This window comes from Paracoccus spongiarum, assembly GCF_030732095.1.
In the GTDB taxonomy this organism is placed as follows: domain Bacteria; phylum Pseudomonadota; class Alphaproteobacteria; order Rhodobacterales; family Rhodobacteraceae; genus Paracoccus; species Paracoccus spongiarum.
Genome location: NZ_JAVAMQ010000012.1, coordinates 29049 through 43103, shown reverse-complemented (window position 1 = coordinate 43103; position 14055 = coordinate 29049). Strand labels below are relative to the sequence as shown.

The window sequence follows — 14055 nt, the reverse complement described above, 5'->3', positions numbered from 1 at the left end:
CCTCGCTTGACGGGCCTCGTTCGAGGGGGCCGCACGGGCTGCTCCGGCCGGCGGCTGTGCGCCGCGGGGCGTCTTGTTTCCGGCCGACGCGCGCCCCCGATCGCTGCGCCTTGCACCGAGGACGCTTCTGCGCGACATCTCGGCATCGGGTCCGCCGGCCGCAAGGCCCGCGGGCGGGCAGGGCAGGACGGCGGGGCAGGCGCGGGGCGCGGGATGGATCACGACAAGCAGGACCGGGCAATGCAGGAGGGCGGCGACGCGACCGCGCGAACCTCGGGGCTGACCGCGCGTCAGGCCGCCGCCGAGATGGCCGACCTGGCGGCGCGGGTCGCGCGGGCCGATGCCGAATATCACGGCGCGGACGCACCGAGCCTCAGCGACGCCGATTACGACGCGCTGAAGCGGCGGCTGGCCGATCTCGAGGCCGACTTCCCCGACCTCGCACGATCCGACAGCCCGACCCGCAAGGTCGGCGCCGCCCCGTCCGAGGGGTTCGGCAAGATCACTCACGCCCAGCGGATGATGTCGCTGGAAAACGCCTTCACCGATGCGGATGTCACCGATTTCGTGGCCCGCATCCGCAGCTTTCTGGCTCTTGGCGCCGATCGCGACCTCGCCTTCACCGCCGAGCCGAAAATCGACGGGCTGTCGCTGTCCCTGCGCTACGAGGATGGCGTGCTGGTGCAGGCCGCGACCCGCGGCGATGGCAGCGTGGGCGAGAACGTCACCGAGAACGCCCGGACCATCGCCGATCTTCCCGCGCGCCTGTCGGGCGATCTGCCCGCGATCCTCGAGGTCCGCGGCGAGGTCTACATGGCGCAGGCCGATTTCGCGCGGCTGAACGCCGCAGACAGCGGCCGCACCTTCGCCAATCCGCGCAATGCCGCCGCGGGATCCCTGCGCCAGCTTGACCCGGCGATCACCGCCAGCCGGCCGCTGCGCTTCTTTGCCTATGGCTGGGGCGAGGTCTCGGCGCCGCTGGCGGCCACCCAGATCGAGGCGGTCGAGCGTCTGAAGGCGTTCGGCTTTCGCACCAACCCGCTGATGCGCCTCTGCGCCGATGCGGAAGGGATGATCGCCGCCTGGGCCGAGATCGAACAGCAGCGCGCGACGCTTGGCTATGACATCGACGGCGTCGTCTACAAGGTGAACGACCTTGCCTATCAGGCCCGGCTCGGCTTCCGTTCGACGACGCCGCGATGGGCGCTGGCGCACAAGTTCCCCGCCGAGACCGCCTGGACCCGGCTGGACCGCATCGAGATCCAGGTGGGGCGCACCGGCGCGCTGTCACCCGTGGCCCGGCTTGAACCCGTGACGGTGGGGGGCGTCGTGGTATCGAACGCGACGCTGCACAACGAGGATTACATCGCCGGCCGCGACAGCGCCGGGGCGCCGATCCGCGAGGGGCGCGACATCCGCGAGGGCGACTGGGTCAAGGTCTACCGCGCCGGCGACGTGATCCCGAAGATCGCCGATATCGACCCGCAGCGACGTCCCGCCGACAGCCGGCCCTATGACTTTCCGACACGCTGCCCCGAATGCGGATCCGACGCCATCCGCGAGCCGGGCGATTCGGTCAGGCGATGCACCGGCGGGCTGGTCTGTCCGGCGCAGGCCATCGAGAAGCTGAAGCATTTCGTCGGCCGCGCCGCCTTCGACGTCGACGGGCTGGGCGCCCGCCAGATCGAGATGTTCTTTGCCGACGACAGCCTTCCGATCCGCGAGCCGGCCGACATCTTCACGCTGGCTGCCCGCGACGCGGCGCAAATCGGCCGGTTGAAGAACCGCGACGGCTTTGGCGCGCGCTCGGCCGACAAGCTGTTCGCGGCAATCGAGGAACGGCGAAGCATCCCCCTGAAACGGCTGATTTTCGCGCTTGGCATCCGGCATGTCGGCGAGGTGGCGTCGGCGACGCTGGCGCGGCATTTCTCGACCTGGGAGGCACTGGTGGCCACCGTCGATGCCGCCGCCCGCGAGCCCGCCTTCACCGCGCCCGACGACAAGGCCCGCCGCGCGGTCCTGCCCGACAGCCCGAACTGGGCCGAGCTGGCCGGCATCGACGGAATCGGCGCGGTGCTGGTGCAGTCCCTGGTCACCACCTTCGGCCAGCCTGCGGAACGCGCCAGCATCGACCGGCTGGCCGGGCAGCTGACCATTCTGCCCGACGAGGCGCCGCGGCGCGACGACAGCCCGATCAGCGGCCAGACGCTGGTGTTCACCGGCACTCTGGAACGGATGACGCGCGCCGAGGCCAAGGCCCGCGCCGAGGCGATGGGCGCCAAGGTCGCAGGCTCGGTCAGTGCACGGACCGACCTCCTGATCGCGGGGCCCGGCGCCGGATCGAAGGCGCGCAAGGCCGCCGAACTGGGTGTCAAGGTCATCGACGAGGACGAATGGCTGCGGATCGCGGGCCAGTGACGCCGCCGAAGGGCCGGCCACCGGCGCTGTTTCCGCTGTTCGCGGGGCTCGATACGTTGCCCGGCATCGGCCCCAGGGGCGCGGCGGCGCTGGCCCAGATGGGCATTGAGCGGCCGCGCGACCTGATCCTGACGCTGCCCGCCAGCGGCGTGACCCGCCGCCGCATCGCGCGGCTGGCCGACGGGTGCCCGCCCGAGACGATCACCGTGACGATCACCGTCGGCCGCCATCATCCGCCGCCCGCGCGCGGCCGTCCCTGGCGTGTCCATTGCGGCGACGGGGCGGGCGGCGACCTGACGCTGGTGTTCTTTCACCCCCGCCGCGACTGGATCGAGGCGCAGCTGCCGGCCGGGGCGCGCCGCGTCGTCAGCGGAAAGCTGGAACTGTTCGACGGCCTCGCGCAGATGGTCCATCCCGACCACATCCTGCGCGAGGACGCCGCGTTGCCGCCGGAGTTCGAGCCGGTCTATCCGCTGTCCGCGGGGCTGACCCAACGCAGCATGGCCCGCGCGACCGAGGCTGCGCTGGCGCGGATGCCCGAGGTCGCCGAATGGATCGACCCGCAGCTTGTGGCGGCACGGGGATGGCCCGGTTTCGCCGAGGCGCTGTGCAGCGCCCATGCGCCCGCGGCACCGCGCGATCTGTCGCCCGACAGCCCGGCCCGCGCGCGGCTGGCCTATGACGAGTTCCTGGCCCACCAGATGACGCTGGCCCTGGTGCGTCGCGACCGGCGCCGGGCAAGGGGCCGGGCCAGCACCGGCGATGGCCGCCTGCGCCGCGCGGTGCTGGACAGCCTGCCCTGGCCGCCGACCGCCGCTCAGCGCCGGGCGCTGGCCGAGATCGAGGCCGACATGGCCGCGCCGCTGCGCATGAGCCGCCTGTTGCAGGGCGATGTCGGCGCCGGCAAGACGCTGGTTGCGCTGCTGGCGGCGCTGATCGCGGTGGAGGCGGGCGGGCAGGCGGTGCTGATGGCCCCGACCGAAATCCTGGCCCGTCAGCATGCCCGCGCGCTGGAACCCCTGGCGCGGGCCGCGGGCATCCGGCTGGCCGCGCTGACCGGGCGCGACAAGGGCGACTTGCGCGCGCAGTTGCTGGCCGATCTGGCCGAGGGGCGTATCGACATCCTTGTGGGAACCCATGCGGTATTCCAGAAGGACGTGCAGTTCCACGACCTGCGGCTGGCGATCATCGACGAACAGCACCGTTTCGGCGTTGCCCAGCGGCTGCAGCTGTCGGCCAAGGGCGATGCCCCGCCCGACATGCTGGTGATGACCGCGACGCCGATCCCGCGATCGCTGGCGCTGACGCAATATGGCGATCTGGACCTGTCGGTGCTGGACGAAAAGCCGCCGGGCCGCCAGCCGATCACCACCGTGATGATTTCGGACCAGCGGCTCGACGAGGTGGTGGCGCGGTTGGGCACCGCGCTGGCGCAGGGCGCACGGGCCTATTGGGTCTGCCCGCTTGTCGAGGAAAGCGAGGTCAGCGACCTGACCGCCTCCGAGGCGCGCTTTCAGGCGCTGCGCGGCCGCTTTGGCGACACCGTGCGACTGATCCACGGCCAGATGCCGGCTGATGCGCGCGACGCGGCGATGGCGGATTTCGCCGCCGGCCGCGCCGCGATCCTGGTCGCGACCACGGTCATCGAGGTCGGCGTGGACGTGCCCGAGGCGACGATCATGGTGATCGAGCGCGCCGAAAGCTTTGGCCTTGCCCAGCTGCACCAGCTGCGCGGCCGGGTCGGGCGGGGGCAGGGCGCCTCGACCTGCCTGCTGATCTATCACGCGCCGCTGAACGAGGCCGGCGCGCGGCGGCTGACCACGCTGCGCGACACCGAGGACGGCTTTCGCATCGCCGAGACCGACCTCGAGATGCGCGGCGCGGGCGATGTCATCGGCACCGCGCAATCCGGCCTGCCGCGGTTCCGGGTCGGCGATCTGGAACATCAGGCGGGACTGATGGCTGTTGCCCGCGACGATGCCCGCGCGCTGCTGGAACGCGATCCGGGGCTGGAAAGCCCGCGCGGTCAGGCGCTGCGGATGCTGATGTGGCTGATGAGCCAGGACGAGGCGATCCGCCTGATCGCGGTCGGCTGACCGGAACCGGTAACCTTCGTTAAAATGTTCCTAAAAAGTTCTTTACTTCCTCGCGGGAAAATGAGAACAAAGAGGCAACAGAGAGGAGTTGCCATGCCGCATCATCTTGTGTCCCGCGAATTCATCTGTGACGCCCTCGGGCTTGCCGCGCTGTCGGTGACGACCGCCGTCATGCTGTACATGCCCTCGATCCTGCAGTCCTGATCTTCTGCCCCGCGATGCATCCCCGGCGCCCCACGCCTGTGCGCCGTCCTGTCCTGCACGCGCAACTTGACCGGCCCCCTCGCGGGCCGGTTCTTTCATGCGCTCAGGCGGCGGCCAGGGCCTGGTCCATCGCCTCCAGCGTGGCATCCCATGCCAGAAGGATCGAGGCGTGACGGTTGGGATAGTCGCGCGCCGGCAGCAGCGCCTCGAGTGCCTCGAAGGGCGGCGCGGGCGGATCGCCCGCCTCCTTCAGCATCGCGCGCAACTGGTCGCGGGCCGCAAGGATCTCGTCGCGGCTGCGGCCGATCACCGCGCCGCCCAGCACCGCCGCCGAGGCCTGGCCAAGCGCGCAGGCGCGGACCTGCTGGGCAAAGCGCGCGATGCGGCCGCCCTCGGTCGCAAGCTCGACCGCCACCGACGACCCGCATTGCGGCGACCGGCGCATCGCGGTGGCCTCGGGCGCCTCGAGGTGGCCCTGATGCGGAATGGCCGTCGTCAGCGCCAAGATGCGGCGCGAGTAAAGCTTCATCAGATCGCTGTCGGCCATCGGTTCTTTCCCGCCCGCACCATCCATCCTAGATAGGTCGGGATGTCCCGAAAGGAAACCCGATGTTCGATCCGGCCAGCCTGAAATACGATGCGAACGGCCTCATCCCCTGCATCGCCCAGCAGCATGACAGCGGCGAGGTGCTGATGCTGGCCTGGATGAACCGTGACGCGGTGGCGCGCACCCTGTCCAGCGGGCGGGTCACCTACTGGTCGCGCTCGCGGCGGGCGTTCTGGGTCAAGGGCGAGACCTCGGGCCATGTGCAGGAGCTGGTCGAATTGCGGCTGGATTGCGACCGCGACTGCCTGCTGGCGATCGTGCGCCAGACCGGCCCGGCCTGCCACACCCGGCGGCGCAGCTGTTTCCACACCGCGCTGCGCGACGGCGCCGAGGTGACGATCATGGAGCCGGTGGCCTAGAGGCCGACCATGCGGCGGATGTCCTGCGGCGTGGCGCCTGCCGCGCGGTAGTGGCGGATGGCGCGGGCGTCGTCGCGCTTGGCCAGCCGCTTGCCGGCATCGTCGCGGATCAGCGCGTGATGGTGGTATTCGGGCGTCGGCAGGTCCAAGAGGCGTTGCAGCAGCACATGGATCCACGTCGCCTCGAACAGGTCGGCACCGCGCGTCACGCGGGTGATCGCCTGATCGGCATCATCGACAACCACCGCAAGGTGGTAGGAGCTGCCCATGCCGCGCCGCGCCAGGATCACGTCCCCGATCCCCGTGCGGAAGCCGTCCCGGTCGAGACAGGGGCGGCGCGCGGCGCCCGGCGCGGTCTCGCGGAACTGCAGGCGGTCATCGCCAAGCGCGGCAAAGGCCCGCGCCGCGTCCAGCCGGATCGCATCGCCCGGTCCGGCCTCGGCCATGCTGCGCGACCGGCAGGTGCCGGGATAGATCAGCCCGTCGGGGCCGGCTGGCGGCATCCCCTCCTGCGGGGCGGACAGCGCGGCGCGGATGTCGCCGCGCCGGCAGCGGCAGGGATAGCACAGCGGCGCAAGCCGGCGCAGCGCGGCGCGATAGGCGTCCATCCGCTCCGATTGGCGCATCACCGGCCGCGGCCAGTCCAGCCCCAGCCATGCCAGATCCTCGAAGATCGCGGCTTCATAGCCGGGCCGGCAGCGCTCGGCGTCCAGATCCTCGATGCGCAGCAGGAACCGGCCCGGATCAGCCTCGCGCGCGGCGATCAGCGCCGCATAGGCATGGCCCAGATGCAGCAGCCCGGTGGGCGAGGGCGCGAAGCGCGTGCGCGTTACTGCGTCGCCAGCCATGCGCTGAAATCGTCCTTGGCCCGCCCGGTATAGGCCGGATAGCGGTCCTTGCGGCCCCGGCGGCCGCCGCGCGCGTCGTCCAGCGGCGGAAACAGCCCGAAATTCACGTTCATCGGCTGAAAGGTCTTGGCCTCGGCGCCGCCGGTGATGTGGTTGACCAGCGCACCGGTCGCGGTGGTCGACGGCGGCGGCGGCAGGTCGCGGCCCAGCGCCTGCGCCGCTGCCATGCGCCCGGCCAGAAGCCCCATCGCGGCGCTTTCGACATAGCCCTCGACCCCGGTGACCTGCCCGGCAAAGCGCAGGTTCGGCCGCTGGCGCATCCGCATCCGGTCATCCAGAAGCGTCGGCGAATTCAGGAAGCTGTTGCGGTGGATGCCGCCCAGCCGGGCGAAGGCCGCGCGTTCCAGACCGGGGATCATGCGGAACACGGCGGTCTGCGCGCCATATTTCATCTTGGTCTGGAAGCCCACGATATTATACAGTGTTCCCAGAGCGTTATCGCGGCGAAGCTGAACAACAGCATAAGGTTTTTCCTGCGGCTTGTGGGCATTGGTCAGCCCGACCGGCTTCATCGGCCCGTGGCGCAGAGTCTCGCGGCCCCGCTCGGCCATGACCTCGATGGGCAGGCAGCCGTCGAAATAGCCGGCGGTCTCGCCCTCGCGGAACTCGGTCTTCTCGGCGGCCAAGAGGGCGTCGATGAAGGCCTCGTATTCGGGCCGGGTCATCGGACAGTTGACATAGGCCTTCTGCTCGGCCTCGGTCTCGCCCTTGTCATAGCGGCTCTGTTCCCAGGCCACCGACATGTCGATGGTCTCGGCATGGACGATCGGGGCGATCGCGTCGAAGAAGGCCAGCGCCTCGGTGCCGGTCACCGCGCGGATCGCGCCGGCCAGGCGGTCCGAGGTCAGCGGCCCGGTCGCCACGATCCAGTTGCCGTCCTGCGGCAGGTCGGCAACCTCGCCGGCGCGAATCTCGATCAGGGTCTCGGCGCGAAGGGCCGCGGTGACGGCGGCCGAGAACGCCTCGCGGTCGACGGCCAGCGCACCGCCGGCGGGCAGGCGGTGGCGGTCGGCGGTGGCCATGATCAGCCCGCCCGCTGCCCGCATCTCCCAGTGCAGCTGCCCGACCGCGTTCATCACGTCGTCATCCGACCGGAACGAGTTCGAGCAGACCATCTCGGCGCAGTCGCCGGTCTTGTGGGCGAAGGTCGCGACGGCGGGACGCATCTCGTGCAGGATGACGGGCACCCCGGCGCGGGCGATCTGCCACGCGGCCTCGGACCCCGCCAGACCGGCGCCGATGATGTTCACGGGCTGCATGGCTACCTCTTGCGCGGTGACGACCGGCTGCCGGTCCTAGCAGCGCGGCCCGAAAATGGAAAGGGCGGCGCCAGCGGCACCGCCCCCGATGACCCTCGCGCCCCGCGACGGGGGCGCGGGCCTCATGCGTCGGCCTCGTCCGCGGCCTCGTCGGCGCCGTCGTCCGACGTGTCATCGCTCGAGCGCAGCGCCGAGGGCGCCGTGATGTTGGCGATGGCGAAGTTGCGGTCGATGGTGGCCTTGGTGCCGGCCGGCAGGGTGATGTCGTTGACATGGATGTTGTCGCCGACTTCCAGGCCTTCCAGATCGACGGTGACGTGATCGGGAATGTCGCCGGCCGTGACCACCAGCTCGATCTCGGGGCGCACCGTGACCAGCGTGCCGCCCTTGCGCAGGCCGGGGCACTTGTCGTGGTTGATGAACTCGACCGGGATGAACAGGTTCACCTTCGAGGTGCGGCGCAGGCGCATGAAGTCGATGTGGATCGGCAGATCCTTGACGACATCCTTCTGGACGCCGCGGCAGATGACGCGCACGTCCTCCTGGCCCTCGACCTTCAGGTTCCACAGCGTGGACATGAAGCGGCCGGCCCGCAGCGTGGTCAGCAGCTTGTTGAATTCGAACGCGATTGCGACCGGGTCCTTGTGGTCGCCATACACGATGCCGGGCACCTTGCCTTCGCGGCGAGCTTGGCGGGCGGCCCCCTTGCCTGTCCCCGCGCGTGCCTCGGCCACCAGATCCGGGATCTCTTTGGCCATGATGTATCTTCCTGTAACAGTTGGTGACGCCGCCATCCTCCAAGGGTGCATGGCGGCAGAGCGCGGGCCATACAGCAGATCGGGCGGCAAGGAAAGGGGGCATCGGACCCGGCGGGGGGACGAAAGGTTTGACAGGGGGTGTCGGCGGATATATGCCGAAAGCGGGTTTTCGGGTGCTTTGCCAGCCATCGCGGCTTGCACATCGGGCGCAGTCAGTAACGAGTTTCGGGTCGTGCAGGAACGTATCTATTCCATCGACTATCTGCGCGTTCTTCTGGCCGCGTTCGTGGTTATCGGCCATGCGGGGCTGGGGCGCGAAAGCTTTGGCGTGGCGGGGCTGATCGTGCTGAACACGGTGCTGCGGCTGGCCGTGCCGCTGTTCGCGATGACCGCCGGCTTCTTCCTGTTCCGCACGCGCCTGCGTGGCCGCTACTGGCTGTGGGTGCGTCGCATGGCGATGATCTATCTGGTCTGGTACGCCATCTATTTCGTCTTCATGGGGCTTTGGGACCAGAGCCTGCGGCAGAGCCTGCGCGAACTGGTGCTGGGATTCCGGCATCTGTGGTTCCTCGAGGGGCTGGTGCTGGGCGCGGCGATGATGCATTTCGCCATCCCGCGCGGGCCGCGCTTCATGCTGGCCACGGGCGTTGTGGCCGGGCTGCTCGGGCTGGCGATGGAATACCCGGCCGTCGCCCATCTGGTGCCGATACCGCTCGAGCTCTTCCGCAGCGGGCCGTTCTTCCTCTATCCCTTCATGGTGATGGGCTACCTGTTCGCGATGCAGCGCGACGACGCGGCCTCGGTCCCGTGGCGCATTCCCGCGCGCGGCAGGCTGATCGCGGTGGCGCTGGCGGGGCTGGTGATCGCGATGGTCGAGAACACCGTCTTCCTGACGATGGTCAGCAAATACGCGCTGCTGGAGGTGCAGGTCGGCATGTATCTGATGGCGCCCATGATCTTCGCGCTGGCGCTGGGCATGTCGGCCCCGGCCACCGACCTGCCCCTCGGGACCATCGCCTCGGCGGTCTATGTGATCCATTATCTGGTGCTGCATTTCGCCAACCAGTTGCAGCCCGATCACCCGCTTGGCCCGGCTCTTGCCGCCTTCTTCCTGCCGGCGCTGCTGGTCCTTGCGATGACGCGCCTGGGGCGCGGGCAACGCTGGATGGCGCAACTGTTCTAGGTCGAAGGGGCGCCGCTCAGGCGCCGTATTCGGTCTCGAATCCCTGCGGGACCAGCAGGTTGTGGCGGCCCAGATCGGTCACCCGCGTCTCGCCGCACAGCGCCATCGTGATGTCCAGTTCCTTGCGGATCACCTCCAGCGCGGCGGTGACGCCCGCCTCGCCCATCGCGCCGAGGCCGTGGATATAGGCCCGGCCGATCCAGGTGCCCGTCGCGCCCAGGGCCAGCACCTTCAGCACGTCCTGGCCGCTGCGGATGCCGCTGTCGAGATGGATCTCGACACGGTCGCCGACCGCGGCAACGATGTGGGGCAGCATGCGGATCGCGCTCAGCGCGCCGTCAAGCTGCCGGCCGCCATGATTCGAGACGATGATCGCGTCGGCGCCGAAATCCGCCGCGATGCGGGCGTCGTCGGGATCGAGGATCCCCTTCAGGATCAGCTTGCCGCCCCACATGTCGCGGATGCGTGCGACCTTGTCCCAGTCCAGCCGCTCGTCGAACTGCGCCGCGGTCCAGTGCATCAGCGAGGCCGCGTCGCCCGCCGAAACGCCCTTGGCATGGCCGACGATATTGCCGAAGAACCGCCGCCGCGTGCGCAGCATCCCCATCCCCCACCGCCAGCGGGTCGCCATGTCCATCAGCATCGGCAGGCTCAGCCGGGGCGGGGCGGACAGCCCGTTCTTGAGGTCGCGGTGCCGCTGGCCGAGGATCTGGAGATCCAGCGTCAGGACCAATGCGCTGCACCGGGCGGCCTTTGCGCGCTCGATCAGGCCGGCCAGAAATTCCTGATCCTTCATCACGTAAAGCTGGAACATGAAGGGATCGGGCACCGCCGCCGCGACATCCTCGATGGAACAGATCGACATGGTGGACAGACAATAGGGCACGCCCGCCTGCGCCGCCGCCCGCGCCGCCAGGATCTCGCCATCGGCATGCTGCATCCCGGTCATGCCTACCGGCGCCAGCGCCACGGGCATCGACACGTCGAGGCCTGCCATCCGCGTGGCGGTGCTGCGGCCCGACATGTCCACCGCGACCCTCTGGCGCAGCTTCAGCCGGGCGAAGTCCGCGCTGTTCTCGCGGTAGGTCTGCTGGGTATAGCTGCCCGAATCGGCGTAGTCGTAGAACATTCGCGGCACGCGCGCCCGGTGCAGCGCCTTCAGGTCCTCGATGCAGGTGATCACGGGCATGGCGTTCCCTGAATGACGTGGCGGCGGATCATGGGGCGGCGGATCATGGGGCGGCGGATTGCATCCGCGCGCGGGTGGCGGCGTCGATGACCGGGCGGCGCAGCGCCTCGGCCCGCCGGCGCAGCGCCGCGGCGCGGGCCTCGCTGTCGGCCTCGGCGGCGGCCGGGCCGTCGGCCGCATCGGTCGCGTGGTCGGGCAGCCGGGGTTCGGCCAGGATGCGCTCGGTCGGCAGCAGCGCGGGATAGGTGTCCTGGCCGGTCGCGCAGGCCGCGGGCGACAGCAGCAGAAGGCAGGCGGCAAGGCGGCGCAGGGCGTTCATCCGCGCAGGTTATCGTCGCCCCGCTGCGGCGGCAACCGTCGCCGGTCGGGCGCGGCCATGCGCCGGGGGTCTTTAACCCCGGGCGCGGGCGTCCTATGACGGCGCATGGCCCGCACCCAAGGTTCCCGCGCCGAGATCACCGGCCCCCTGATCCGCGACGAGGCCCGCCGCCTCTTCGCGCGGCAGGGTTTTGCCGCCGTCTCGATGCGCCAGATCGCCGCCGCGGTCGGCGTCCAGGCCGGCGCGCTTTACGCCTATACCGACGACAAGCAGGCCCTGCTGCACGAGTTGCTGCAATCGCACATGCAGGATCTGCTGGGTGCATGGCGCGACGATCCCGCGGCCGATCCGCTGACCCGGCTCGAGGCGTTCGTGCGCTTTCACATCGGCTTCAGCCTCGACCATTCGGACGCGGTGTTCCTGTCCTACATGGAGCTGCGCAACCTGACCCCCGAGAACTTCCAGGACATTGCCGAGCTGCGCGGCCGCTACGAGGACGGGCTGCACCGCATCCTCTGCGACGGCATCGAGGCCGGCGTCATGCGCGTGGCCGATTCGCGGCTGGCCACGATGGCGCTGATCGCGATGCTGACCGGGGTGACGAACTGGTATCGCGAGGGGGGGCGGCTGGACCGCCGGCGCATCGGCGATGTCTACTGGGCGCTGACGCGCGGTGCCGTCGGTGCCGACTAGGCGCGCGCCGGCCGCGACCGCGCGCGCCTTTACCTCGGGCCCGGCAGAGCCGATAGTTTCGCCATGAGTATTCCGCCGGGCTTTCTTGACGAGTTGCGCAACCGCGTTCCGATCAGCCGGGTGATCGGGCGCAAGGTCGTGTGGGATCTGCGCAAGTCCAATCAGGCGAAGGGCGACTGGTGGGCGCCTTGCCCGTTTCATCAGGAAAAATCCGCCAGTTTTCATTGCGATGACCAGAAGGGCTATTACTACTGCTTCGGCTGCCAGGCCAAGGGCGACGCCATCGGCTTCCTGCGCGAGGCCGAGGGGCTGGACTTCATCGAGGCGGTCCGGCTGCTCGCCGCCGAGGCCGGGATGCAGATGCCCGAGGCGGACCCGCGCGCCCGCGAACGCAGCGACCGGCACAGCCGGCTGTTCCAGCTGACCGAGGCCGCCTGCCGCTGGTTTCGCCTGCAGCTTCAGACCGGCGCCGCCGCCGCGGCCCGCGACTATCTGGCCCGGCGCGGCCTTGACGAGGCGGCCTGGGCGCGTTTCGAGATCGGCTTTGCCCCCGACAGCCGCCATGCGCTGACCGCCGCCCTGCGCGAGAAGGGCTTTGACGAGGCCATGATTGTCGAGGCGGGCATATCAGCCCGTCCCGAGGGCGGCGGGGCGGCCTATGACCGGTTCCGCGACCGGATCGTCTTTCCGATCCGCGACGCACGCGACCGCTGCATCGGCTTCGGCGGCCGGGCGATGAACCCCGATGCGCGGGCGAAATACCTCAACAGCCCGGAAACGCCGCTCTTCGACAAGGGCCGCAACCTCTACCACCTCGGCCCGGCGCGGGCGGCCGTCGCCAAGGGCCAGCGGCTGATCGTCGCCGAGGGCTACATGGATGTGATCGCCCTTGTGCGCGCGGGATTCGAGGGCGCGGTGGCGCCCCTTGGCACCGCGATCACCGAGGATCAGCTGCGCCTGATGTGGCGTGTCAGCCCCGAACCGGTGATCGCGCTCGACGGTGACGCGGCCGGCCAGCGCGCGGCGCAGCGGCTGATCGACCTGGCCCTGCCGATGACCGGTCCCGGACAGGCGCTGCGTTTCGTGGTGCTGCCGGCGGGGCAGGACCCGGACGACCTGATCCGCGCGGCCGGGCCGGGGGCGATGGCGGCGCTGCTGGCGCAGGCGCGGCCCCTGGTCGATCTGCTCTGGGCGCGCGAGACCGAGGGTCAGGTCTTCGACAGCCCCGAACGCAAGGCCGCCCTCGACCGGCGCCTGAACGAGGCCATCGCCCGGATTCCCGACGAACTGACCCGCCGCCACTACGCCGACGAGATCCGCGCCAAGCGCCGCGGCCTCTTCGAGGCGGACCGTCCGGGCCCGGGCCGCCCGGGCCGATCCGGGCGGGCGGGGCGGCCGGGCGCGGCGGGCCACGGGCCCGCCCGGCGCGTCGGGGCCTCGAGGGCCCCGCACGGGCCGCGCCCCCCCGCGACCCCGATCCAGCCCGTCAGCGCGCCGCAATCGGGCGAATGGCTGCTCGAGGGCGCCAGCCTGCTGATCTGCGCCCTGCGCCCGGCACTGGTTGCCGGGGCCGAGGCACGCCTCGAACGGATGGCCCCGCAGGATGCCGACCGCGCCGCGCTGCTGCACGACCTGCTCACCGGCGGGCAGGGCCCGGCCGGGCTGCGCGCCCTTGAAACGCTGCGCGGCGACGCCCATCTGGGCCTGACCCCCGGCGTGATCGAGGCGCAGGACGAGGCCGCGGTCGCGGCCATCCTGAACAATCTTCTGGACCGCCTCGAGGCGCGGCGCGCGGCCGGCGCGGAACTGGCCCGCGCCGAATTCGAGATTCAGGGCGAGGCCGATGAGGGCCTGACCTGGCGCATGCAGCAGATCGCCCGCGCCCGCCACCGGGCCGAGCGGCCCGAGATGGAGGACAGCGGCGATCTGAACGAGGATCGCGACGCGATGACCAGCCAGCTTCAGGCATGGCTCAGCGCGCAGATCTGGCGCAAGCCGCCGCGTCGCTGAAACCGGTCGGCAGGGCGCCGAATCGCCCCGCGATCAACTTGCGAATCATCAA

Annotated in this window: 12 protein-coding genes; 6 read left to right on the top strand and 6 right to left on the bottom strand. The window is 70.4% G+C overall.

The genetic code is table 11. The annotated features are described in order from the left end of the window. Positions 1–213: 213 nt before the first annotated feature. The gene (gene ligA, locus Q5Y72_RS13470) at positions 214–2418 is read left to right on the top strand and encodes an NAD-dependent DNA ligase LigA (protein WP_371930829.1); all 2205 of its coding nucleotides are present in this window, start codon (positions 214–216) and stop codon (positions 2416–2418) included. After that, positions 2394–4514, top strand: a complete 2121-nt coding sequence (recG, locus tag Q5Y72_RS13465) for an ATP-dependent DNA helicase RecG (RefSeq protein WP_305963945.1) — start codon at positions 2394–2396, stop codon at positions 4512–4514. The genes ligA and recG overlap by 25 nt, the downstream gene beginning before the upstream one ends. Before the next feature lie 307 nt (positions 4515–4821). On the opposite strand, the gene Q5Y72_RS13460 is transcribed toward recG, so the two are convergent. After that, a complete protein-coding gene (locus Q5Y72_RS13460; protein ID WP_305963944.1) occupies positions 4822–5265 on the bottom strand; it encodes an iron-sulfur cluster assembly scaffold protein in 444 nt (147 codons plus the stop codon). Positions 5266–5327: 62 nt separating this feature from the next. On the opposite strand from Q5Y72_RS13460, the gene hisI reads away from it, so the two are divergent. Continuing rightward, complete coding sequence (gene hisI / locus Q5Y72_RS13455) at positions 5328–5684, top strand: phosphoribosyl-AMP cyclohydrolase (RefSeq protein ID WP_305963943.1); 357 nt, start codon at positions 5328–5330, stop codon at positions 5682–5684. On the opposite strand, the gene gluQRS is transcribed toward hisI, so the two are convergent. The 3 genes from gluQRS to Q5Y72_RS13440 form a co-directional block, all read right to left on the bottom strand. After that, positions 5681–6532 carry a tRNA glutamyl-Q(34) synthetase GluQRS gene (gene gluQRS / locus Q5Y72_RS13450; protein ID WP_305963942.1) on the bottom strand — a complete coding sequence of 284 codons (852 nt, stop codon included), beginning with the start codon at positions 6530–6532 and terminating at the stop codon, positions 5681–5683. The genes hisI and gluQRS overlap by 4 nt on opposite strands. Next, positions 6514–7851, bottom strand: a complete 1338-nt coding sequence (gene trmFO / locus Q5Y72_RS13445) for a methylenetetrahydrofolate--tRNA-(uracil(54)-C(5))-methyltransferase (FADH(2)-oxidizing) TrmFO (protein WP_305963941.1) — start codon at positions 7849–7851, stop codon at positions 6514–6516. The genes gluQRS and trmFO overlap by 19 nt, the downstream gene beginning before the upstream one ends. 122 nt (positions 7852–7973) lie before the next feature. After that, on the bottom strand, positions 7974–8609 hold the full coding sequence (locus Q5Y72_RS13440) for a 50S ribosomal protein L25/general stress protein Ctc (RefSeq protein WP_305963940.1): 636 nt from the start codon (positions 8607–8609) through the stop codon (positions 7974–7976). Between the two features lie 232 nt (positions 8610–8841). On the opposite strand from Q5Y72_RS13440, the gene Q5Y72_RS13435 reads away from it, so the two are divergent. After that, entirely contained in the window at positions 8842–9792 is a 951-nt protein-coding gene (locus Q5Y72_RS13435; protein ID WP_305963939.1) for an acyltransferase family protein, read from the top strand. Between the two features lie 16 nt (positions 9793–9808). On the opposite strand, the gene Q5Y72_RS13430 is transcribed toward Q5Y72_RS13435, so the two are convergent. Both Q5Y72_RS13430 and Q5Y72_RS13425 read right to left on the bottom strand, forming a co-directional pair. Further along, a complete protein-coding gene (locus tag Q5Y72_RS13430; protein WP_305963938.1) occupies positions 9809–10981 on the bottom strand; it encodes an alpha-hydroxy acid oxidase in 1173 nt (390 codons plus the stop codon). 43 nt (positions 10982–11024) lie between these two features. Further along, the gene (locus Q5Y72_RS13425) at positions 11025–11300 is read right to left on the bottom strand and encodes a hypothetical protein (protein ID WP_305963937.1); all 276 of its coding nucleotides are present in this window, start codon (positions 11298–11300) and stop codon (positions 11025–11027) included. 105 nt (positions 11301–11405) lie between these two features. Here Q5Y72_RS13425 and Q5Y72_RS13420 point away from each other — a divergent pair, with 105 nt between their 5' ends. Together Q5Y72_RS13420 and dnaG are read left to right on the top strand one after the other, a co-directional pair. Continuing rightward, complete coding sequence (locus Q5Y72_RS13420; protein ID WP_305963936.1) at positions 11406–11993, top strand: TetR/AcrR family transcriptional regulator; 588 nt, start codon at positions 11406–11408, stop codon at positions 11991–11993. A 63-nt stretch (positions 11994–12056) separates the two neighbouring features. Then, entirely contained in the window at positions 12057–14003 is a 1947-nt protein-coding gene (gene dnaG, locus Q5Y72_RS13415; protein ID WP_305963935.1) for a DNA primase, read from the top strand. Positions 14004–14055 lie beyond the last annotated feature (52 nt).